The 22,481-nt window shown below is 70.2% G+C and carries 21 protein-coding genes; 12 read left to right on the top strand and 9 right to left on the bottom strand.

The genetic code is table 11. From position 1 onward, the window contains the following. The first annotated feature begins 413 nt into the window (after nucleotides 1-413). The 4 genes from D1350_RS20790 to D1350_RS20780 all read left to right on the top strand — a co-directional run bounded on the left by D1350_RS20790 (nucleotide 414) and on the right by D1350_RS20780 (nucleotide 5,420). On the top strand, nucleotides 414-3,149 hold the full coding sequence (locus D1350_RS20790) for a coiled-coil domain-containing protein (RefSeq protein WP_125777965.1): 2,736 nt from the start codon (nucleotides 414-416) through the stop codon (nucleotides 3,147-3,149). After that, complete coding sequence (locus D1350_RS20785; protein ID WP_125777964.1) at nucleotides 3,146-4,450, top strand: toprim domain-containing protein; 1,305 nt, start codon at nucleotides 3,146-3,148, stop codon at nucleotides 4,448-4,450. Before D1350_RS20790 ends, D1350_RS20785 begins: the two co-directional genes overlap by 4 nt. Before the next feature lie 291 nt (nucleotides 4,451-4,741). Then, nucleotides 4,742-4,876: a hypothetical protein gene (locus tag D1350_RS24790; protein WP_276313780.1), complete on the top strand. Its 135-nt coding sequence runs from the start codon at nucleotides 4,742-4,744 to the stop codon at nucleotides 4,874-4,876. Nucleotides 4,877-4,907: 31 nt separating this feature from the next. Continuing rightward, entirely contained in the window at nucleotides 4,908-5,420 is a 513-nt protein-coding gene (locus D1350_RS20780; RefSeq protein WP_125777963.1) for a hypothetical protein, read from the top strand. Nucleotides 5,421-5,474: 54 nt separating this feature from the next. On the opposite strand, the gene D1350_RS20775 is transcribed toward D1350_RS20780, so the two are convergent. The 6 genes from D1350_RS20775 to D1350_RS20750 form a co-directional block, all read right to left on the bottom strand. Further along, a complete protein-coding gene (locus D1350_RS20775) occupies nucleotides 5,475-5,900 on the bottom strand; it encodes a VOC family protein (RefSeq protein WP_240644259.1) in 426 nt (141 codons plus the stop codon). Nucleotides 5,901-6,037: 137 nt separating this feature from the next. Next, nucleotides 6,038-6,427 (bottom strand): hypothetical protein, encoded by a 390-nt coding sequence (locus D1350_RS20770; RefSeq protein WP_125777961.1) that lies wholly within the window; start codon nucleotides 6,425-6,427, stop codon nucleotides 6,038-6,040. Between the two features lie 32 nt (nucleotides 6,428-6,459). Then, on the bottom strand, nucleotides 6,460-7,701 hold the full coding sequence (locus D1350_RS20765; protein WP_125777960.1) for a hypothetical protein: 1,242 nt from the start codon (nucleotides 7,699-7,701) through the stop codon (nucleotides 6,460-6,462). Nucleotides 7,702-7,734: 33 nt separating this feature from the next. Next, complete coding sequence (locus D1350_RS20760) at nucleotides 7,735-8,925, bottom strand: hypothetical protein (protein WP_125777959.1); 1,191 nt, start codon at nucleotides 8,923-8,925, stop codon at nucleotides 7,735-7,737. Further along, nucleotides 8,918-10,174 carry a hypothetical protein gene (locus D1350_RS20755; protein ID WP_125777958.1) on the bottom strand — a complete coding sequence of 419 codons (1,257 nt, stop codon included), beginning with the start codon at nucleotides 10,172-10,174 and terminating at the stop codon, nucleotides 8,918-8,920. The genes D1350_RS20760 and D1350_RS20755 overlap by 8 nt, the downstream gene beginning before the upstream one ends. Nucleotides 10,175-10,665: 491 nt before the next feature. After that, nucleotides 10,666-11,214 (bottom strand): RBBP9/YdeN family alpha/beta hydrolase, encoded by a 549-nt coding sequence (locus tag D1350_RS20750; RefSeq protein WP_125777957.1) that lies wholly within the window; start codon nucleotides 11,212-11,214, stop codon nucleotides 10,666-10,668. 140 nt (nucleotides 11,215-11,354) lie between these two features. On the opposite strand from D1350_RS20750, the gene D1350_RS20745 reads away from it, so the two are divergent. The 6 genes from D1350_RS20745 (at nucleotide 11,355) to D1350_RS20720 (ending at nucleotide 17,433) form a co-directional block, all read left to right on the top strand. Next, nucleotides 11,355-11,693, top strand: coding sequence for an ArsR/SmtB family transcription factor (locus D1350_RS20745; protein WP_125778042.1), 339 nt, complete (start codon nucleotides 11,355-11,357; stop codon nucleotides 11,691-11,693). Next, nucleotides 11,690-12,184 (top strand): SRPBCC family protein, encoded by a 495-nt coding sequence (locus tag D1350_RS20740; protein WP_125777956.1) that lies wholly within the window; start codon nucleotides 11,690-11,692, stop codon nucleotides 12,182-12,184. The genes D1350_RS20745 and D1350_RS20740 overlap by 4 nt, the downstream gene beginning before the upstream one ends. A gap of 97 nt (nucleotides 12,185-12,281) precedes the next feature. Beyond that, nucleotides 12,282-13,280, top strand: a complete 999-nt coding sequence (locus D1350_RS20735; protein ID WP_206074626.1) for a DUF418 domain-containing protein — start codon at nucleotides 12,282-12,284, stop codon at nucleotides 13,278-13,280. A 5-nt stretch (nucleotides 13,281-13,285) separates the two neighbouring features. Next, nucleotides 13,286-14,455, top strand: a complete 1,170-nt coding sequence (locus D1350_RS20730) for a sensor histidine kinase (protein ID WP_206074625.1) — start codon at nucleotides 13,286-13,288, stop codon at nucleotides 14,453-14,455. Then, complete coding sequence (locus tag D1350_RS20725; protein WP_125777954.1) at nucleotides 14,452-15,126, top strand: response regulator; 675 nt, start codon at nucleotides 14,452-14,454, stop codon at nucleotides 15,124-15,126. The genes D1350_RS20730 and D1350_RS20725 overlap by 4 nt, the downstream gene beginning before the upstream one ends. A gap of 93 nt (nucleotides 15,127-15,219) precedes the next feature. After that, nucleotides 15,220-17,433: a heavy metal translocating P-type ATPase gene (locus D1350_RS20720; protein WP_125777953.1), complete on the top strand. Its 2,214-nt coding sequence runs from the start codon at nucleotides 15,220-15,222 to the stop codon at nucleotides 17,431-17,433. 204 nt (nucleotides 17,434-17,637) lie between these two features. Here D1350_RS20720 and D1350_RS24205 read toward each other — a convergent pair whose 3' ends face one another. Beyond that, nucleotides 17,638-18,849, bottom strand: a complete 1,212-nt coding sequence (locus D1350_RS24205) for an HD domain-containing protein (protein ID WP_206074624.1) — start codon at nucleotides 18,847-18,849, stop codon at nucleotides 17,638-17,640. 93 nt (nucleotides 18,850-18,942) lie between these two features. Here D1350_RS24205 and D1350_RS20710 point away from each other — a divergent pair, with 93 nt between their 5' ends. Both D1350_RS20710 and D1350_RS20705 read left to right on the top strand, forming a co-directional pair. Continuing rightward, on the top strand, nucleotides 18,943-19,719 hold the full coding sequence (locus D1350_RS20710) for an ATP-grasp domain-containing protein (protein WP_240644257.1): 777 nt from the start codon (nucleotides 18,943-18,945) through the stop codon (nucleotides 19,717-19,719). A 169-nt stretch (nucleotides 19,720-19,888) separates the two neighbouring features. Continuing rightward, a complete protein-coding gene (locus tag D1350_RS20705) occupies nucleotides 19,889-20,956 on the top strand; it encodes a BtrH N-terminal domain-containing protein (RefSeq protein WP_125777952.1) in 1,068 nt (355 codons plus the stop codon). A 4-nt stretch (nucleotides 20,957-20,960) separates the two neighbouring features. On the opposite strand, the gene D1350_RS20700 is transcribed toward D1350_RS20705, so the two are convergent. Continuing rightward, nucleotides 20,961-21,626 carry a YdeI/OmpD-associated family protein gene (locus D1350_RS20700; protein WP_125777951.1) on the bottom strand — a complete coding sequence of 222 codons (666 nt, stop codon included), beginning with the start codon at nucleotides 21,624-21,626 and terminating at the stop codon, nucleotides 20,961-20,963. Between the two features lie 205 nt (nucleotides 21,627-21,831). Next, on the bottom strand, nucleotides 21,832-22,481 hold a 650-nt coding region (locus D1350_RS20695; protein WP_206074623.1), incomplete at its 5' end, for a hypothetical protein.

The raw sequence follows: 22,481 nt of genomic DNA, 5'->3' as shown, positions 1-22,481 counted from the left end.
CATCGCTTCCCCTTCGAGACGAGGGCGGCGGCGCCGTCCGTCAGTTCCCGGTCCGCGGGTGATCGCGGGCCGCCACAGTCCTGCTCGTCGGAATCCAGATGGTCGACATCTCGCGCCTGTCCACGCATCCGATCCCGATGATCAGCCACGGCCTCGTCACGGTTGCTGGCCAAGGGCCCAAGGACTCCAACGGCGCCGGGAAGTCCTCCCTGATCGCCGCGATGAGCCTCCTGCACGCCGACGAGCAGTGGCGACTGGCCAGCGGCGCGGCCGGCGCAGCTGACCTGCTGTTCACCGCCGAGCTCGCCGCCCAGGAGACACGGGCCTCCAACAGCGACCACGGGTACGTCATCGGCGTGTACGCAGACCCCCGCGCCACGACGATCGACGACCTGTCCGCAAGCACCCTGACAGTGTGGCTGCGCATCAACCGCAAGGCCCCATACCTGAACCTGCGCTGGTCGCACAGCCTGCACGTGCCCCACGGGGCGACCGAGTACGAGCGGGCAGCCGGAGTCAACGCCCTGTGGGACGCACTGCCCCGCAGCAACGGGCGCGACGACTTCCACGCCAACCGGATCAGTGAGGTCCTGTACGGCAGACATGTCCGGTGCGTCTCGTTCCTGTCGACCTCGGTACGCTCGAGCGCGGCGGCGAACCTGCTCGCCCAGCCGCTCAACGAGCTGAAGCCGCGGCAGATCTTCGACGCGATCGCGACGCTGACGGGCCTGGCCCGTGACCTGGAGGCCGAGCAGGCTCACCGGTCGAAGGAGCACCGCCACCGGACCCGGGCGCGCGAGGCACAGGAGGACCTCGAGCGCTGGCAGATGGAGACTGCGGTCGTCGAGGCGGGTATCGCGAAACGAGCCCAGGCCCGTACCTGGCTGGACTTGGCGCGTGACTCCTGGAGAGCGCGGTGTGCCCGGCATCTTCACGACGGTGTCGTCCGCGCCGAGGAGATCGGCCCGGAGGTCGAAGCCCTGGAAGAGCAGGCGGCAGAGCTGGAGTCGACGGTGGAGACGATCGAGCAGGAACTGGCCGGGCTCAGCGACGACGAGGAGTTCGACAGGAAAGCCAGGGCGGCCGAAGAGCTGTACAAGAGGCTCGACAAGCGCGACCGCGAGCTCGAGTCGGACCAGGGCGCTGCTCGCCTGAGGCTGGAGGAGCTCGCCCACGACCACAGGACTCTGTCGGAGCAGTCGCGCGCATCCGACGGGCGCAGCCTTGAGCAGGCACGGGACGAGGAGAGCACCGCCCGCCTGGCCGTGGAGGACGCCGTCGGGGAACAGACCCTGGCAGGCGTGGCTGTGACCGATGCCCAGAAGCATCTGGCAGCAGCCGAGGCCGGAGAGGACATCGCGACCGAGGCACTCGCGACGCTGCGAGAGTCCGGCATCACGGCAGCCGCGCTGGTTGATGTCGTCCACCTGGGTACCGACGAGCGCACGGTGTGGGAGCCGCGTCTCGTGCCGTACAGGAACGCCGTCGTGGTGCTGCGGGCGGACGAGAAGCGCGCCCTCGGTCTTCTGACGGGACGCGCGGCCGTCGTCCTGGTCGCCGCAGATGCGCCCGGATCCGTCCGAACCGGTGCAGGAAGCAGTGTGCCGGGCAGCGTCGACCTGAGATTCGATCTCACGACGTTCCTGGCCGTTCTCGCCAACCGTGCGGGCGGGCAGCCGGCGCACGTCGACGACGACGCGGGCGTTCACGTGCCAGGGCAGTTCCCCGTTCCGGTCACGGGGAGGGCTGCGCGGATCGTCGCAGCGCGCGACGACCACAAGACCAAGATCAGGCTCCGCGACGAGGCTGACAGGCTGCTGGAGGTGGAGCGCGGCAAGCTCAAGCGAGCTGAGGAGCGCACCGCCGGAGCACGCGCAGCCGAGCACGCGGCCTCGGTCCTGGCGGAGATGGAGAGGCTGCGCGCCGCGAACCAGAAACGTGTCGAGGAGCAGGACCAGCAGCGACCCGCACTCGACGAGGCAACGGAGGCCTGGGACAGGGTTCGCAGCGCCCGCGAGACCCGCGAGACTCTGATCAAGAACCACCGCGATACCAAGAATCGCGTCACCGGCGAGATCAAGGACAAGCGCAGGGCCAAGGAGACCCTCGAAGGCGAGCTGGTCGGCCTCGACCTACCGGCCCGGGAGGCGCTGTTCGGAGACTCGCCACAGGCAGCAGAACGTCTCCTGCTCTCGCTCGACGAAGACCAGGCGAGACGTTCGATCGCCGAGTGGAATGAGACTGCCTGCAGCGAGCTCCAGGAAGCCGTGCGGCGTTGCTTCCCCGAGGACGCGCCGGAGGAGGAGATGCCCGCCGAGATCCGCGAGCTGCTGATCGAACAGCGCTGGCGCGTCGGGCGCCTGGAGGTCCGGATCGGGCTGTTCCCTTCCATGCACCGCGCACTGCGGACCCACCTGAAGCAGACCGAGGAGTACGACCAGCACCAGAAGGCCCAGATCGACCAGCAGCGTTCCCAGCGGTCCAGCGACCTCCGTGCGGCGCTCGAGGGCCTGTCGGAGGCCGAGCTCACCTCCAGGACCCACCGCGCGTCGGTTGCCCAGGGGATCAAGACGACGCTCAAGAAGGTCGCCGAGGAGTTCGACCGCCTGGACCTGAGGTACGGCGGTTACGGAGCGGACCTGGATTTTCCCGAGCCCGAGCCACCCGCTGAGCCGGACCAGCCCTGGCAGTGGACCGTCACACCCAGGTGGCGTCGCGCAGAAGGCCAACGCATGTCCGGCTACGACCTGCGCAGCAACACCGCCCAGCTTGACGAGAAGGCCGTCAAGCTGGTCTGCGCCGCAGCGCTCGCCGGCGGAGGTGACCGACCCCTCTTGCTCATCCTGGACGAACTGGGCCGCAACCTCGGCAAGCAGCACCGCCGCGAGGCTGTCGCGCTGTTCGAGCAGATCGGCAACGACCGCAACATCACGGTCGTCGGCGCCCTCCAGGACGACATGGAGCGCTACGCCATCGAGGCGTCCGGCCTCTACGTCAAACTGCGCCGACGTTCCGACAGCATGCCCTACAACGAGGCACCCGTCGTCGTCGGAGACGAGACGAACCGCAGCCGCGTCGAGATGCTCCAGGCGTGGCTGACGTCCTACCGCCAGGCGGACGAGGCAACCCTGGAAGAGGTCGTGGCGTGAACGACCAGCTCCGTGTGACCGGGGAGTACCCCCTGCCCGGCCACGCCGGCGTACCCGACGGGCTGCGCGCCCACGCACGACCGACCCAGTCCGATGGCACGTTTGCCTACGACCGAAACGACATCCCCAAGGTCCGACGGGTGGCCCTGCGCGCGCACCCCGGCCGGAAGCCGCAGCGCCCCGCTGGGCTGCTCACCGACACCCAGTGGAGGTGGGCCACGAGCGCCCCGCGCTTATGGAGAACCGTGGTCAGTGAGCTCGGAGACCGCGCAGGCGAGGTAGCGATCGAGTTGGCTCGCGCCGGCTGCATCGCGCTCGAACACGACTACCGCGCCGGGTCGATCGCCCAGCTGCCCCGGCGGTGGATACCGCACCCTGACCTAGTGACGCAGCACACGGACCGTCGAGACCAGCAACGGTCCGCCCAGCATGCGCTCAACACGTGCGCAGAGCAGCTGAGCGCACTGCTTACCGACGAGTGGCCGGGAGTCGCTACGGCGTTGACGACACCGACGACGGAGGTCCGGCTCACCTGGCTTGTCCGCGCGGCAGAGGACCTGATGGCAGGACGTAGCCACGACGGCCCACGGGCATTCGTGCAGCATCACGTCGGCAAGACCAAGGAGCGGGAGGACCTGACCCGTCTCCTGGCCGACGCCGGCTTCGAGCAAGAGGCCCTGGCCGAGCTCGGCGTCAACCGCAATCCCTACATCGGTCTCGGCGGACCGGTCCGCGCTCACTACGATGGACGGGTCCTCGACTGGACCGGGTGGCCCGGCCCGCACGACATCCGCCTCCCCGGACACCGCGACATCAGAGTTGAGGTGCAAGCGGGCACGGAGGCGCTCGTGGTCATCGAGAACCGCCAAGCTGCCGAGACGATCTGCGACACACACCCCGACCTGGCGGTGGTCTGGTGCCACGGACAGGTTCCCGAACAGGTGCTTCGGTTGATCAACCAGGCTGCCGAGACCGTCCGAACCGTCGTCATCTGCCCCGACGCCGACCTCGGGGGAGTCCGCATCGCCTCCCGTATCCATGACAACCTGCCGGTGGGCACCGACGCCAAGATCGTGGACATTGGGATGAGCGAGCACGCCGTCGAGGGCGAAGCCTTCGGTGAATCCGCCCGTGACCAGCTTGCCGTGGCTGCGCGGCGGGACGACGCCGTTGGCCACTTCGCTCGTGCGTGCCTCGAACGCGGGTACGCCATCGAGCAGGAGGCTCCAGCGAGAGCGGCGATCGAGACGTTTTTGCGGAAGGAGCGCCCGCGGTGGCCTGATTCAGCCGACCCACCGTGAACCGGCACCGACATCCCGAGCCGAAAAGGACCGGGGGGTACGGGCTTAGCCATCGCGGCCCGTCTACCCGGGTACCCTGAGAATTGCGGGCGCGCTGCGGCCGCCGACGAGACCCACGACGACCCGTCACGGCTCTCACCGGCTCCCCACCAGCGGGGGAGCACACTCGACCCTTCCCGGCCGCTCACCGATGCCGAGCTGGCCCGGCTCCAGGTACCCGTCCTCGCAATCTTCGGAGCCGACTCCGTCCTCAGCGAGCCCGACGCCGCCGCCCGCCGCTTGTCGCTGCACGTGCCGAGCGCCGAGGTCGAGATCTACCCCGGCACCGGGCACGGCGTCCGCGGCCAGGTCCCCGGCGAGGTCGCCGCCAGGATCGCGGGGTTCCTCCGCCGGAACGACGACCGGCCGCCGCCCGCTGGTCCCTGACGCGCCGCCGGCCACCGCCTACGATCTCTCCATGGGACTCCCGGACCGGCTGCACGACGACGGGCCCGACCCGTCGCTGTCCGACCACCTGGACACCTTCGGCCGGTTCGTCGGCTCGTGGGACCTCGAGTGGTCCCGGCCCGGCGACCCTGCGGCTCCGGCCCACGCCTCCGGCGAGCTGCACTTCGGGTGGGTCCTCGCCGGACGGGCCGTCCAGGACGTCTGGATCGTCCCGGGTCCCGGTCAGCCTGGAGCCGGGGTCCGGCCCTACGCGTTCCACGGCACGACGATCCGCTTCTACGACCCGGACCTGGGCGCCTGGCGCTCGACCTGGGTCGATCCGGTCAACGGCAGGGTCCGGAAGTTCGTCGGACGGCCCGTCGGCGACGAGGTGCACCTCGTGAGCACGGACGAGGTGCCGTTCTTGCGCTGGCGCTTCACGGAGATCTCCGCCGACCGGTTCGTCTGGCTGGGCGAGCTCTCCGCCGACGAGGCCCGCACCTGGATGCTGGAGGAGCGGATGGTCGCGACGCGGCGCGCCTGAGCGGCAGTGACGTCCAGCGAAGCCTGGTCGGCGTCACGGTCCAGAGACCAGCGGTCAGCCGAGCTTTTGGGCAAGTCCGATGAGGATGCCTTCGGGCCCACGCACGTAGCAGAGCCGGTACGCGTCTTCGTACTGGACGACGTCGTTGCTGACGAGCTCCGAGCCGTGCTCGCGCAGGCGGTCGAGGGTCTCGTCGATATCGTCGACCGAGAACATGACCCGCAGGTATCCGAGGGCGTTCACCGGGGCGTTCCGATGATCGGCGACGACGGTCGGCTCGAGGAAACGCGAGAGCTCGAGCCGGCTGTGGCCGTCCGGCGTGCGCATCATCGCGATCTCGACGCGCTGATAGCCCAGGCCTGTGACGCGTCCGGCCCACTCTCCCTCGACAACGGCTTGCCCTTCGAGCTCGAGCCCGAGCTCGCGGAAGAACTCGATCGCTGCAGCGAGATCCTCGACGACGATGCCGACGTTGTCCATCCTCACGGTCATGGCGCCACCCTACAGAGAGGACGCTCACCAGGGTGGTCGAGGGCCGCGCCCAGCAGCGCGAGCCGCTGCAGAGCGGCAGCCCTGACGATCCGTCCTCCGGACCGTCAGGGCTGCCGCGACACCACCTACGTGATGGTCACCCTGATGACGTCCTGGTCGCTGCCACGGCCGACGTCGACCTTGATGTCGTCGGTGTTGGTGCTCGTCCCGCTGTACTGGTTCCACCGCTCGGAGATCTTGATCGTCCCGAGCGGGACCGTGCCGATGTTGACCTCGACGTCGAAGCTCGAGGTCTCGCTGGCGCAGGTGTCGCCCCCGGTGGAGCTGGCCTTCACCTCCACGTACTGACCGTTCGCGTCCGGGAGGACCGAGGCGACCGGGACGGTGAGGTTGTTGAAGTACGACACGTTCGAGCCTTCTGCGCCGTGGTCGTACATGCACTTCTGGTTGGAGACGAACAGGGTGAGCGGCTCCGCCCGGTTGTTCGTGACCGACATGTATGCGCCTTTGCCCATGGTTGTGCCCTTCTGTGTGAGTGCGGGGACCTTCAGGCCTTCTCGATCGCCACGATCAGTCCGTAGAAGTACGCGCCCTCGGTCTCGCCGTGGAGCGCGTTGATGCCCATCGTGACCGTGTAGTCGCCGAACGTGGCGCTCTTGCTGAGCAGCCCGTCGGGGTCGGTGTTCTCCTCGTAGATGGTTCCGGGGTCGTCGTCGGAGCTGCCGACCCACATACCGTTGTCGCCGGCCCACGGCACGGCGACGGCGACCTTCGCCGTCTTGCCTCCGCCGGTAGGGGCCAGGCTCAGCACGTAGCCGATGGAGCCCAGGTCGCTCGAGTTGATGAACTGGAACTGCGCCTCGTAGGCCACCTTCACGGTGGTCTTGTCACCCCAGGAGTCGACGTTGTAGTCCATCTTCGGGATGACGTTCTTGGAGTCCGGGGAGGGCAGCACGCTCGCCTTCCCGTGTACCTGGGACAGCAGCTGCCACTCGAAGTCGGTGTCCGTCAGGTTGTTGATCACGACGCTGTTGATCATCTTGTGCCCGAGGAAGCTCACGATCATCGGGATCGCCATGATCGCGCCGAGCCCTGCCCCCTCGAGCACGACCGAGCCCCACTCGATGGTCAGATACTCGGCGCCCTCCTCCGCGAGGTCGCCGCCGATCTGCTCCTCGACCCCCGAGGCCTCCTCGAGCGGGTCCTCGGCCGTGTCCTCCGGGTCGATGGACGGGTCGGTGACCTCCGCCTCCTGCTTGAAGGTCTCGGCCAGCTTGCCGACGGCCGTCTTCAGGTTCGAGTAGACAGGCTTGATGAGGTCGCCGAAGAGCGCCTTGGACAGGACGATCCCGGCCGGGATCCCCGTCAGGCCCAGCCCGAACGTGATGTCGGCCGAGACGTTGCTCGTGGTGTTGTGCGTCTGGATGGTGGCGATGCCGACGATCGGCGGCGGGCCGTCGCCGGTCAGGTGCTCCGCGGTCAGCCCGTCGGCGGACGCCCGGTAGAACGCCCCCATCCGCATGTCGAGGTTGCCGTTCGACGACATCTCGATCGGGTTGCCGTCGGGGTCCGTCCCGGGAGCCCAGGGGTCCTCGCCGTTCCCCTGGGTCGAGGTGAACCAGCCCCAGTAGTCGGCGGTCTGGTTGGCGGAGTCGAAGTACTGCTGGGTCGCGGTACCGCCGGCCTTGGCCGAGTCGATCGCGGCCTGCAGCTTGTCGTCGTAGATGTTCGGAGTGCCGGGGGTGATAGGTGTGAGGGAGACGCTCAGCGTGTTCGTGGGGTCGGCCATCGTCATACTCCTGTCGGTTGCGGGAACGAGGGATCAGGCAGGCTCGATCAGGACCATCGAGCAGTAGAAGTAGTCGCCGTCGGTCGTGCCGGAGAGGCGGTTGATCGAGTGGGTGACCTTGAGGTTGCCTACGGACGCGGTCTGGGTGAGGTGCTCGTTGGGCACGGACCTCTGCGCGTAGAGACTCCTGGCCGGAAGGTCGGACTCGCCGACCCAGATGGCGTTGTCCCCGGCCCAGGGGACCGCCGTGACGACGCGCACCTGGGCGCCGCCGTCGCTCGGCGTGAGCGTGAGCACGTGCCCGATGTCGCCCAGGTCGGTGGAGTTGATGAGCTGGAAGTACGCGTCGTACGAGTAGGTCACGGTGGACCCCGGGTTGATCGGGTCGTCCTGCGTGGACAGCCCGGGAAGCGTGGTGCTGGCCGGCGCGCACGCCTGGTCCCCGTGCACGAGCGCCAGGTCGAGCGTGAGCTGCTGGCCGGTCAGGTTCTGGACGACCAGCGAGTGCTGCATCTTGTGCCCGAGGAACTCCACGAGCATGGGCAGCGCCATGAGCGGGGCTATGCCCGCGACGTCCAGCGCCACGGCACCCCACTCGACTGCGAGGTACTCGATGCCCTCCTCGCCGACGGTCTCGAGGGCGCCCTCCTCCTCGAGGATCACCTCGTCCGCTGCGGCCGTCGGGTCGATCGACGGCGACTCGACCTGGGCGGCCTTGCTGATCTTCGCGGCGAGCGCGCCCAGCACCGACTTCGCGTTCTGGTACGTGGGGACGAGGAGCTTGACGAACAGGTCGTGCGTCAGCGGCAGGTAGGCCGGCATCGTCGCCAGGCGCACCCCGACGGCGAAGACCTTCGAGATGCTCGCCGTCGTGTTGCGGGTGTCGATGGTCAGCGTGCCCACGACGGGATGGTCCTGCGGCCCGACCCCGTCCGGCGGGCCGGTGTAAGCACCGATCATGCGCAGCTCGACGTTCCCGCTGCTGGCCATCAGGACCGGTTGACCGGACGGCGCGACCCCGGGGGCGAACGTGATCGTCTTGGCCGCCACCAGACCCCAGAAGTCCGAGGTCGCGTTGAGTGCGTCGAAGTAGCCCTGGGTGTGCTCCCCGCCCCGGACGGCTGACGCGAGAGCGGCACGCAGCTCGTCGTCGACCAGCGCGGGATAACCGTCGGCCTGGGGCTCCAGGGCGAAGGTCACGGTCGTGGGGTTGTCCTCAGGCATGTGCGGCTCCTTGCTCGGTGGGCGGGACGGATCGGATACGCAGCGCGCAGTGGTAGGAGTCCCCGTGGCCGGACACGGCGTCCAGGCCCATGTCGACGTACAGCTGGCGTGTGCCGTGGTTCACCGCCAGCGGCCCGCCGCCACCGCCGTGGTCGTTCCAGAGCTGCTGCCAGTCGGTGCCGGGCCCGGCCGCCCCGAGCCAGATCGAGTTGTCCGAGGCCCACGGCACCGAGAGCACGACGGCGATGTCGCCCTCGTCCGCCAGGTCAGGCACAGACAGGCGCAGGACGAACCCGGTGCCTTCGAAGCCGCTCGCGTTGGTGAGGGAGAAGTCCGCCTGGTAGGCGACGTCGACGTCGGTGGTGTCGCCCCACGCGTCGATGGCTCGGCCCATCTTCGGGATCGTCGGGCTGGCCGGCTGAGCGGTCATCGCCCCGTCGTAGGAGTACTCGACGGCCCACTCGACGTCGTGGTCGGTGAGGTTGTTGATCTCGAAGTGGACCTGAAAGTCCTTGGCGAGCATCTCGATGAGCAGGGGCACCGCGATGAGCAGGCCGAGGGCGGCCAGCGGCGGCGCGATCGCCGCGAGATCCAGCGAGACTTCCGCGACGACGGTCTCCTCGACGACGATCTCGGTGGTCTCCTCGGCGATCTCCCCGGCGACGTCGGCGGCGGTGTCGGCCAGCGCGTCCGCGATTCCGTCGAGCTCACCGACGTCGGCCTCGAGCCACGACGAGATGGTGTCCTGCACGAAGCTCGACAGGCGATCGAGCAGGGGACGGAACAGGGCCGCCATGAGCGCGTCGCCGACGGCGAGGCCGGCCGGGATCTCGGCCAGGGAGATGCCGAGCTCGGTGTACTTCACCACGTCGAACGGGTGCGACGTCGCCATGCGCACCGAGGCGACCCCGCGGACCGGGACGCCGCCGAAGTCGGTCTCGGCCAGGTTGTCGTTGAGGGCGACGCCGATCGTCATCGACGTGCCGGCGTTGCTCGCGTACGCCTGCATCGAGCCGGCCGGCCCGTCGCTGGTCGTGAACGCGTCGTCGCCCGCCTTGGCGAGATAGCTGGCGAGGGTCGCGAACTCCAGCATGCGGCCGAGGTACTCGGACGTGCCCGCACCGCCGGACACTGCGTTGTCGAGCAGGATCGTGTAGTCGTCGTTGACTTCTGTAGGGATGCCCAGCGACGAGATCGGACTCACCAGCGTGAAAGCCAGCGCCGGCGTTTGCGAAAGGGCTGAGTTCATGACCGTCATCATGCTTTGGCCCTGTCTGATCCGCTGGCTCAGGTGTGGCGTTTATCGGGGCGCGTATCGCTGTACGGATAAGGACCACCTGATTTGTGGCGCTTTATAGGCCCGTTGAAACCGTTTATCGCGGCCGGAATTCACCCTGGTGAGTTTTGTCAGCAGGTGGAGGTTCAAGGGCATGCATTTCGGTCGATCATGGGGCACTCCGACCAGGTCTCGAACCTTGTCACAGCGGGGATCGGTCGGTTCTCGATATCCAGGCGAGTTGCACATATCAGTTCATCTGACCGACCCGGGTGGGCGATTCATGCTATTCAATTCTGTCAACCCGGGGTTGTGATATCACCGGGCACCGGAATGGGCGAACCTATGGTTCTAGGCTCGGCCATTCCCTGTTTCCAAGTGGGTCGGGCTGGGCGTCGCCAGCAATAACTCAGGCGGCAGACGAGGAAACACGATGAAGCTGCGCGCACGGGGCTCGCCGTCGGTCAGGAGATGAGCCTGTCGAGCAGGTCGAACTCGGTCAGGTCCCAGCGCTCTCCCTCGAAGTGGTCGTCGTCGCGAATGACCAGGGTGCCTCCGAGGTGGTCGAACATCGTGCGCCCCTGGATGGCGTCGCACCCGTACCGGTCGGTCACGGAGTTGATGAACACCAGGTCCCGGGCGTGGGCGCGAATCGTGGCCCAGTCGTAGGAGTCCTGGAGCACGGGTTCGTCGTCCTCGCCGGGCCGGGTGGAGTACCCCGCGACGAGGACGGCTTGGGCGACCGTCACATCCAGGTGCTCGAGGACGGCCAGAAGCAGTGCGGCGCCCCCGGAGTGGCCGACCAGGATCGTGTCGGGTCCGAAGGCGTGCGCCTCGAGGACCTTGGGCAGGAACGTGGCGATCGGTTCGATGTTGATCCCCGGATGGTGCGGCACCTCGACCGCGTAGCCACGCTCACGGAGGCGCCGGGCCAGCCACGGGTACCAGAGGGCGTCGGGGTGTGCGCCAGTGCCGTGGAACAGGATCACCGTGCGCCGGGCCGTGGGGTTCATGACCGGGTCCCTTCGTTGAGGTGCAGCCGCGCGGGGGAGCGCACGGGGGTCGGGGAGGGCGCCCCGCAGGCTGACACTACGGCCGAGCTCAGCAGCCCTGGACACGTGAACGCGTAAGTAGTAACTTACGTGTTGTGGAGATGGTGACTGTTGACCCGTGGCATGCGCTGGCCGATCCGACCCGCCGGAAGGTCTTCGCGCGTGTTGCACGCGGCCCGTGTTCGGTGACGGAGATCGCCCGCGACCTGCCGGTCAGTCGGCCGGCGGTGTCTCAGCACCTGCGTGTCCTGCTCGACGCGCAGCTGGTCGACGTCCAGCAGCGAGGCCGCGAGCGTCTCTACCAGCCGCGGCTCAGCGGTCTGGAAGTGCTTCGGCGCGACCTGGAGTCGTACTGGAGCCAGACCCTGTCCACGTTCAAGGAGGTGGCCGAGCAGAGCTACGAGCCGGATACCTCACCGACGGAAGGAGCCTCACGATGAGCACCACATCGCAGGATCGGACCCGGCTGCAGGCCGAGGTCCGGGTCGACGTCCCGGTGGAGCACGCATTTCGCGTGTTCACCGAACGCTTCGACGAGATCAAGCCTCGGGAGCACAACCTCATGGCGGTACCGATCGAACGGACCGTCCTGGAGCCCTACGCCGGCGGGACCATCTACGACGTCGGCACCGACGGCAGCACGTGCACCTGGGCGCGAGTCCTCGTGCACGAGCCACCCCACCGGCTCGTGATCAGCTGGGACATCAGCCCGCGGTGGCAGGTCGAGGCGGACCCCAGCCGCACCAGCGAGGTCGAGATCCGGTTCATCGCCGAGACCCCGGAACGGACCCAGGTCCTGCTGGAGCACCGGCACCTCGACCGGCACGGCGAGGGCTGGGAGAGCTTCACCAGCCTCGACGCGGGCGGGGGCTGGCCCCTCTACCTCGAGCGTTTCCGCGCGACGGCCGAGCGGCCCGCCACCGGCGCGTGACACGCCGATCGCGCCCTCGTCACGGGGGCGCGATCGGCCGGCGAAACGTACTTTCGGCCGGTACCGCGCCCCGGCAGGCTCGCCGAGCATGGGACGCATGACCCGCCTCGTCTCCCTCGACGTCATCCGCGGCTTCGCGCTGTGCGGGATCCTGATCGCCAACGTCATCCCGATCAGCGCCTCCGTCGCCTCCGACACGGCCGTCGCTGTCGCGGTCACCACTTCCGGGAGCGGTGGAGCCGACTGGCTTCACCTTCTCGTCGACCTGCGCTTCGTCCCGATCTTCTCCCTGCTCTTCGGGGTGGGGTTCTCGCTCCTCGTGGACTCGGCGGCGACTCGCACCGCGAGACCGCGCCTGGCCCTGCTGCGCCGTCTCCTCGTGCTGCTCGCCTTCGGTCTCGCGCACCTGTTCCTGCTCTGGCCCGGCGACATCCTGACCGTCTACGCCGCCGTCGGGCTGCTCGTGCTGCTGCCGTCCACCTGGCTGCCCCGACGGGTCGTGGCGGGACTCGCCGTCGCCTGCCTGGCCGCCGCGCTGCTCCTGGGAGCAGGGCACTTCGCCCTGGTACCGGGCCTCTTCCTGCTCGGTTCAGCCGCCACGCGGTACGGCGTGACGCGCCGCATCGAGGACTCGACCGGGGGGCCGGCCCTGCTGGCGCTCGGGCTCGCGGCGGGGGCTGTGCCCGCCCTCTGGGCCCAGGCCTCGTACGAGCGTGCCGGCGACGTGGGCACGCTCGGCTACCGGATCGTCTACCCGCTGGCCGGGCTGCTGCTCGCCGGTGTGTACGTCTGTGTGCTGCTGGTCCTGCTGCGGTCGCCGGCCCGCCCGGCTCTCCGGGCCGTGTTCGCCCCGCTGGGCAAGCTGGCGCTGACCAACTACCTGACCGCGACGATCGTCGTGCTCGGCGTGGCGACCGTCGTCGGGCATCCCGAGCGTTGGACCTCGACAACCGTGCTCGTCATCGCGGGCACGGTCCTCGCCGCCCAGTGGCTGTTCTCCACGCTCTGGCTTCGCCACTTCGAGCACGGACCTCTCGAGTGGGCCTGGCGCTGGGCCACGTGGCTGCGGCGACCCGCGCCATCCGCCGTAGCCTGAGCGACGTGCACACCACCGGGCGCGGGGCAGCGCCGGCCAGGATCCTTGGAGACGTACTTCTCGGCCTCGCGCTCGCCGTCGTGCTCCTCGTCACCGCCGCGGCACTAGCGGCGAGCTGGGGCGGGTTCTCCTGGATGTTTGGCTTCGGCACGGCGGCGGCGGTCGGCGCGCTCGCCCTCCTGCGTCGTCGGCACCGGTTCTGCATGGCGCTCGCAGGCCTGGGCGTGGCGCTCGCGGCCACCGTCGTCGCGCGGTTCACGGGGCTGCCTCAGGAGCCTGCGCCCGCCACGGCGCTCGCCCTGGCCGTGCTGGTCGCGTCCGCGGTCCGCACGCTCTCGGCCCGGCAGGCCGCGACCGTCGTGGTCGGAGGCCTTGTCGTGGTCCTCGCGACGTGGCTCGCGGAGACGCCGGTCACGGCGGAGCTGACCGTGGTCTCGATGGTGAACGCGGTGGGCTGGCCTGCGGCCGTGGCGGCAGGCCTCGGGGGACGGCTGCTCGTCGCCCGCCGGGAGGCGGCGGTCGAGCGGGTGCGCCGGGACGAGCGGCTCGCCCTCGCGCGCGAGCTGCACGACGTCGTCGCGCACCACATCACAGGCATCGTCGTCCAGGCGCAGGCCGCCCAGATCCTGGCACGCAAAGGGCTGGGCGAGCCCGGGCGGCTTGCCGGCTCTCTGGCGGACATCGAGGCGGCCGGGTCGGACGCCCTCACGTCGCTCCGCCGGGTCGTCGGCCTGCTGCGTGACGCCGAGGACGCGTTCCCCGTGGCGCCCGGCCCCGAGGCCCTCGGCGCGCTCGTGAAGAGGTTCGAGGGCCGCGGCCCGGAGGTGCACCTCCGCCTGCCCGACGACGACCGGCCCGCGTGGCCGCCCGAGGTCACCACCACCGTCTACCGGGTGGTCCAGGAGGCGCTCACGAACATCACGCGCCACGCGCCGCACGCCCGGTCCGTGACGGTCAGCGTGACGAGCACCCCGGAGGCCGTCACCGTCGCGGTGTCCGACGACACGCCGCGCGCCGCCCCCGGACTCCACCCGGGAAGGAACCCCGGTGGGTACGGACTGATCGGGATGCGGGAACGGGTCCAGACGCTCGGCGGCACCCTGCACGCCGGGCCGCGCCCCGGTGGCTGGACGGTCCTCGCCACCCTGCCCGTGCTGGTCCAGGAGTCCCCATGACGATCAGCGTGCTCCTGGCCGACGACCAGCCGATGGTCCGCAACGGCCTACGCGTCATTCTCGAGGACCAGCCCGACATCGCTGTGGTGGCCGAGGCGTCCGACGGCGCGGAGGCAGTCACGCTGGCCCGGCGCCTACGGCCCGACGTGTGCCTCGTCGACATCCGGATGCCGCGCCTGGACGGTATCGAGGTCACCCGGACCCTTGCCGGGCCCGACGTCGCGGATCCGCTCAGGGTCGTCGTGGTCACGACCTTCGACCTCGACGAGTACGTCTACGGGGCGCTGCGCGGAGGGGCGGCCGGCTTCGTCCTCAAGGACGCCGGGCCGGCCCTCCTCGTCGAGGCGGTCCGGGCGGCGCACGCGGGCGATGCCCTGGTGTCGCCGTCGGTCACGGTGCGGCTCCTACGGCACCTGACGACGACGGCGCCCCCCGCCGCCGGCGTGAACCCGCCTGGTGGCGGTGCGACCGCCCGGACGCTCTCGGAGCGGGAGACTGAGGTGGTGCGTGCGATCGCGCACGGACGCACCAACCTGGAGATCGGTGCGGAGCTGTTCATCGCACTCAGCACCGTCAAGGGTCACGTCGCCGCGGTCCAGGCCAAGCTGGGGCTGCGGAACCGCGTGGAGATCGCCGCCTGGGCCTGGGAGAACCGGATGGTCGGGCGCTGACCTCCGCCGCCGGTCGCCGCTGCGGGAATACCCCCGGTGGGTATGTGGTTCGAGACCGACGAACGTATGACGCGCGCGACGAGGAGAGCTGTCATGACGCACGACCACGCAAGGACGCACTCGGCCGACCATCACGCCGGTCACAGTGCGCCGGCTGCCGAGACGGAACACGGCACCAGCCACGAGCACCATGACCACCACCAGGGGGGCCACGACCACGGGCACGTCGATCATGGGCATTCCGATCACGGGCACTCCGGGCACGAGGCCGCCGGCCACGGTACGCACGCAGGACATGAACCGGGCCACGAGGGCCACGAGGGCCACGGCGGCCACTCTGACCACGTCGGCCAGTTCCGTCGCCTGTTCTGGATCATGCTCGCTCTGGCGGTGCCCGTGGTCCTTGCCTCGCCGATGTTCGCGATGGTCCTGGGCTACGACCTGCCCGACGTGCCCGGCCTGGCCTGGGTGTCGCCGGTGCTCGGCACGCTCATGTACGTCTGGGGCGGTCGCCCGTTCCTGACGGGCGCGGTATCGGAGGTCCGGACCCGTACCCCAGGCATGATGCTCCTGATCGGCCTGGCGATCACTGTCGCCTTCGTGGCGTCGTGGGGCGCGAGCCTCGGCGTGCTCGACCATCAGCTCGAGTTCTGGTGGGAGCTCGCCCTGCTGATCGTCATCATGCTGCTCGGGCACTGGATCGAGATGCGGTCCCTCGCCCAGACCACGTCGGCCCTGGACTCGCTCGCCGCGCTGCTGCCCGACGAGGCAGAGAGGGTCGACGGCGACACGGTCGTCACGGTCGCGCCGTCGGACCTGCGTACCGGTGACGTCGTGATCGTGCGGCCAGGTGGCCGCGTGCCCGCCGACGGCCGGGTTGTCACCGGTGCTGCCAGCATGGACGAGTCGATGATCACGGGGGAGTCGCGTCCCGTGCAGCGGGCGGTGGGTGACCCGGTGGTCGCGGGCACCGTGGCCACCGACTCCGGACTGCGCGTGCAGGTGACCGCCGTCGGGCGGGACACGGCCCTGGCGGGGATCCAGCGCCTGGTCGCGGATGCACAGGCCTCGACGTCCAAGGCGCAGCGGCTCGCGGACCGTGCCGCCGGGTGGTTGTTCTGGTTCGCCTTGGGTGCGGCGGCGGTCACGGCGGTCGTGTGGAGCCTCGCCGGGCTGCCCGACGACGCGGTGGTCCGAACCGTCACCGTCCTGGTGATCGCGTGCCCCCACGCGCTCGGCCTCGCGATCCCGCTGGTCGTCTCGATCGCGACCGAGCGCGCGGCGCGCGGCGGCGTGCTCGTCAAGGACCGGCTGGCGCTGGAGACCATGCGCACCGTCGACACCGTGCTCTTCGACAAGACGGGCACCCTGACCAGGGGCGAGCCGGTCGTGACGGCCGTCGAGCCGGCCGAGGGCCAGGCGTCCGAGGAGGTGCTGCGCCTGGCGGCGTCCGCCGAGCAGGACTCCGAGCACCCGCTGGCGCGGGCGATCGTCCGGGCCGCTGCGGACCAGGGCATCGTCCTGAGCCCGACGCAGGACTTCGCGTCCTCACCGGCGGTCGGCGTGCGTGCGACCGTCTCCGGCCAGGTCGTGGAGGTCGGCGGTCCCACCCTCCTCGAGGAGCGTTCCGCCCGCGAGCTCGACGTGACCGCCGCCTGGCGGGAGGACGGTTCGATCGTCCTGCACGTCCTGGTCGACGGCCGGGTCGCGGGCGCCCTGCGCCTGGCCGACGAGGTCCGTCCCGAGTCGTGGGACGCCGTCGCCGCGCTCCACGACCGGGGCGTCCAGGTCGTCATGATCACCGGCGACGCCGAGGCGGTGGCCGCCTCGGTCGCTGCCCAGCTGGGCATCGACCGGTACTTCGCCGGGGTGCGACCCCAGGACAAGTCCGCCACGGTGCGCCGGCTGCAGGACGAGGGCCGCACCGTGGCCATGGTGGGCGACGGCGTGAACGATGCCCCCGCCTTGGCCCAGGCCGACGTCGGCATCGCGATCGGTGCCGGGACCGACGTGGCCATCGCGTCGGCAGGTGTGATCCTCGCCAGCGACGACCCGCGGTCCGTCCTGTCGGTGATCGAGCTGTCCCGCGCCGGATACCGCAAGATGCAGCAGAACCTGTGGTGGGCGGCCGGCTACAACCTGATCTCCGTGCCGCTCGCCGCGGGGATCCTCGCCCCCGTGGGGTTCGTCCTGCCGATGTCGGTCGGTGCGGTCCTCATGTCCGCCTCCACGGTCGTGGTCGCCCTCAACGCGCAGCTGCTGCGCCGGCTCGACCTACGCCCGGGGGCGGTCACCCGACGCCGCTAGTCCTCGGCGGCCGCGAGAGGTGGGGACCTTCGCGCGGATCAGGGCGCTGGTCGCGTCCTGGTCCGCGGGGGTTAAGAGTCGGACACCGTGGTGGCTTCTCTCGTCTGGACGGCCATCCTCGTCGGCACCGCCTGACGCTGGTCCCTCGACGTGGTTGCCGTCGCGGACGACCAGCGTGACCCCGAGGTGGTCGAACATCTGCGATCAGTCTTCCACTGGCGCGAGCGGCCCGTGCGGGCCGATGTGCACGGGCGCGGCCGAATGGAACGCCAGCCGCTCGTCGGAGTCGCCCGCAAGGTCCTCGCAGAGCTGGTCGACCGCGAGGAAAACTTGCCACCGGTCCTTGCCGGTGAGCTCCGCGATCATGTCGGCGACACGTTCCTCCAGCTCACTGATGCGTTTGCCCTTCCAGACCTTGTCCGCGACCGTGACGAGCAGGTCCTCCAGCCGGCGGTCGGGTGAGTCCCAGGTGCCATGCGTCGCGGCGAACCGCGCCAGGTGCTCGTCGTGCCCCATCGTGAGCAGCATCTGGCGGCCAGCCTCCTCGTGATCCGACCCCGGGCCGGTCAGCTCCGAACGGTGGACGATCTTGCCGATATCGTGCGTCGCGGCACCGAACTCCACCGCTTCGCGATCGACGCGCAGATCCGGGTACGCCTCGGCGAGTCCGTCGAGCAGGCTCACGGCGACGTCGTGCACGAGCCGTAGGTGGACCGCGAGTCGGACCGGCGTCTCATGACCCGACAGGATCAGTGAGAGCCAGTCCGGAAGCGGCCGGACCTCGGGCAGGCCGAGCAAGAACTTCGCCTCCGGATCTGACTCCCCGGTGTGTGCGCCGAGTCCATCCTCTGAACGACGACGGTCCTCGCGCCACCCGATGTAGGGGCCGCGGTTGCCCCACGCCGAGTCGTTGCTGCCCGGGATGTCGTCCAGGTCCGCGGTGACCAGACGCCGGAGGAACTCGACCATCCCCATGTCGAACCGGACGAGCTCCGGCCCACGGTGGCGCCGCCACACCACGACCGGCCACGTGTCCGGGTCGTCGCCGGTCATGATCCATCCGTACAGGTCAGGGTCGTGGTGTCCGACGCCCCACGCCACGAGCTGGTCGGCCTGCCTCAGCCCTTCCGGCATCGGGTCGTCGTGCCATGGGTGCTCCAACGTGTGGCGGAGGTTCGCCGTCTCCTCAGCGATGCCCCCGCTGGTATACGGGTACTCGTCTGGCAGGACCGGCGGCTCGATGCTGAGACCGGGTAGCGATCCGCTCCCGTAGACGTCCATGAACGTCTTGTAGTCCGTCGGCAGCCGATGCCCGAGCGAGGCCTCGACCACCGGCCAGTCGAACCCCTCGCCTCGCCCGTGCTCGGCGGGCATCACTGCCAGCAACGCGTCGATCTCTGGGTTCCCCGTCGTCATGGGCCCGAACGATATCCGCCGCCCCTGACACCCGACGTGCTCCGGCGTCGAAATGACTCGGAGGCGAAAGGCCCGGCATGGCAGTCTCGGCGCGTGCCTCGAACGTTGCTGCTCCCGCCCCGGCTGACGGCCTCCGCCGAGTCCGTCAGCCGGGCCGCCGAGGGACGCGGCCTCATGCCGGTCCAGCTGTCGTCGCCCGCCGACCTTCCGGAAGGGCTGAAGGCCGAGCACCTGCATGCCGGCCCGACGTTCGCCGACGCCGTGGCCCCAGCCCTGGGCATCGCCTGCCTCGAAGCTCCGGCGACGTGGCTCGCGGACCTGCCCCGCGCCGTCGTCGGGCGGGCGATCCGCGCTCTGCCGATCCGGGACGCCTGGAAACTGCGCTATCCCTCGTTCATCAAGGCGCCGAACGACAAGTCGCTGCGCGCCATGATCTATACCGACGGCGCCCGCCTGCCTGGCCCCGACGCCGTCGACCCCGACACGCTTGTCCTGGTGGCCGACATCGTCACGTTCACCGCCGAGTACCGCCTCCACCTCCTGGACGGCGCGATCCACGCAGCCAGCCAGTACGCCGCCTCCGGCGGCCTGCGTCCCGCTCCGATGCCCGACGGCGTCGCGGCCGACGCAGCCGCCCTCGTCGCCGACCTGGCGGGGACGCTGCCGACGGCGATCGTCGTCGACGTCGGCGCGCTCGACGGCCGGCTCGTCGTCATCGAGGCCAACGCCGCCTGGGCCTCGGGGACCTACGCCTCCGACGTCGACCGGGTGCTCGACGTCGTCCTCCGCGCCGCGGGTCCCGCGGCCGAGCTGCTCCCTCGCGACCGGGCGTTCGTCCGGCCGGTTCTACCGCTGCGCGTCGACGTATAGTGGGCGCGGCGGCTCCGTCCGCCTGTCCTGATGCGGCCCACGCCCGCATCTACTACCTGGGCAAAGGTGACTCGAGTCATCGCGGACTCCGAGGCGACGTTCACATCAAGGTCGCCGGTCGGATCACGCGTGGGGAACGATCGACCGGGCGCCCGGAATGTGAATGAAGATGACTGAACGCAAGGCGTTCAAGGCCCGGGTCCGCGCACAGATGGCGGAGACGGGCCGCAGCTACGCGCACGTCGCTGCCCAGCTCGAGGCGAACAATCCTGCACGGCCCGACGACACCCATCCGGCGTCGGCGCTCGTCGTCGCACTGCTGCGCACGGCGGGACTGGAGCTGCGCCCGGAGGTGGCGTACGGCATCGGCGGCGGGATCGGCTTCATGTACGCGCTGTTCAGCTACAAGGAGGTGGGTCACCCGCTCCTGACCCTCGTGTGCCAGCACCATCCGGCGCCGTGGGCGCCCGCGATCCTCGATCGGCTCGGCGTGCGGCACGAGTCCGCGACGACGAAGCGCGAGGCGACACGACTGCTAGACGCGGGCAAGCCCGTCATCCTGCCGCTCTCGCGCGGCTCGATCCCGTGGCTCACGTCGACGGCGCTCGATGCGAACGAGGAGCACATCGTCATCGCGCTCCCGCACGAGGAGGAGGGCTTCCGGGTGCTGGACGGCACGGGCGCGAGCGCGGTGCTGGCCCGTGAGGTCGTCATGGGCTCGTACGGTCAGGCGCGACGAAAGCACCCGGTCCTCGCGCTGCTGGACCCGCTGCTCCCCGCGGACGTGAGGCCGGCGCTCCTGGCGGGGCTCGCCGCGACCGTCGACGGAATGACCCGCCCGGTGCTGGGCAACTCGTTCGACGTCAACTTCGGACTGTCGGGACTCGCGAAGTGGGGTCGGCTCGCCGACGACCCGGGCCGCCAGGGATGGCCTGCGCTCTTCCAGGGCACCGAGGTGTGGCACTCCCGTCTCGTCGCGTGCATCGATCGCGAACACACTGCGCCCGCCGCGGGACGGCCTCTCTTCGCGCGGACCCTGCGGGCGGCGGGCATGCTCGATGCGGCTGAGACCTTCGAGCGCTCGGGTCGCCAGTGGCGGGAGATCGCCCACCGCGCCGCTTCGCGAACCCTGACCTTCGACGCGCTCGGCGACCGCGTCCGAACGATTCACGACCTCGAGAAGCAGGGCATCGACGAGCTCGCGGCGGACCTCGGCGGGGCGGGCACCAGCCCCTGAGCGGTCAGGCCTCCGCCTCCCGGGCGGCCGCCGCGGCCCGCTCGACCCACTTCGGTGTGTCGCCGTATCGCTGGAAGGGTACGAGCCGACCGGCCGCGCTGTCCTCGATGAGCTGCGTGAGCCGCCGTTCGCGGGTGGCCTCCTGCTTGGCGGAGAGCGCCCAATGGGTGACCTGCCGGCGGTAGGTGGTGGTGGCGGCCTTCCAGAACGCGGAGGCCGCGGCGTTGGCTGCCAGACGCGCCGCGGCCTCCGGCGGCAGCTCGCTGTTCGGGTTCTCGTGCGAGTACACGCCCGACCGGTCCTCGCGGCGTCGCTCGAACGCAGCCAGGCCCGCGGGATGCATGCGTCCCTCGGCGGTGAGCCGCTCGACGAGCGCGATGTTCACGCTCGACCAGATGCTCGCGGGCTTGCGGGGTGTCCAGCGCTGACGGCGCGCGTCGTCGTCGATGCGCTGTGCCACCGAGTCGATCCAGCCGAAGCACAGCGCCTCGGGAACCGCCTGCGCCCAGGTGAGGCCCTGGTTGGGCACGTGCTTCTTGTAGAGGCCCATCCACAGCTCTGTCGCGGTGGCGTGGTTGGCCTCGAGCCAGGCGCGGAACTCCTCGGGCCCCGCGAAGAAGATCGCGGGCCGATCGGGTGTGCCGCCCGCGGTGCCGATGCTCGTGGTCATGATTCGAGTCTGCCAGCAGCCACCGACACGCACACGTGTACGTGTCCGTGGCTGCAGCACTTCGAGGTCGCGACGTTCATCGAGGTGCGCGACGGCTCGTCGCCGAGATGACCGAGGTATGGACCGACGTCGACCAGGTTGCGCCGGAGGGCACGCGGCCGTGACGGTGCCGGGCGCTCCGGACGAGCGCCCGGCACCTGGTCCCTCACAGGCCCAGGAGGTCGAGCAGGTCCTCGAGGAGCGAGCCGAGGACGCTGGGCAGCCGCCTCTGGAGAACGACGGATCCCTCGGGCGGGCTGTCGTAGGTGACTGTCAGGGCGACGTCGCCGTCACCGTCCCCGTCGCGGTACACGGGCAACGACAAGACATACCAGCGGCCGGTGGCCGGATCCTTGACGACCCGGTCCAGCGCGGCGGAGGCGGTGACGGAGATGATCGTGGCCCCGTCTCGCGGGACGATCTCATAGACCGCCAGAGCGGCATGAGCCTGGCCGTTGAGGTTCGCCGTCAACGACAGCCACGGCGCGGGGCTGGTCGGCGCGGGGGCAGGTGCCGGTGTGGGGCCGGGCGCGACCGGGTTTGGTGCGGCGCCGGGCGCGGGTGCCGGGTCCGCCGCCGGGCCGCCCGCCGCGGGGGGCGCGGGCAGAGGTCCGGCCGCGTGCGCGGGCTCCATGCCTGGCGTTGGCCGGCCCGCGGGTGCGGGTTCGTCGGTGGGGGTGGCTGGTTCTGGTGTCGGCGCGGGTGCGGGTGGTGCGGGTGGTGCGTGGGGTGGTGCGGGGGTGGTGGCCGGCTGCTGGGAGGTGTCGGCCTGTGCGGGGGTGGGTTCGGTGGGTTGGGTCAGGACGAAGGCGGCGG

Source organism: Antribacter gilvus (assembly GCF_003946865.1).
GTDB lineage: Bacteria > Actinomycetota > Actinomycetes > Actinomycetales > Cellulomonadaceae > Antribacter > Antribacter gilvus.
The sequence above is the reverse complement of the archived record's forward strand: the minus strand, read 5'-3'. Positions and strand labels throughout refer to the sequence as shown.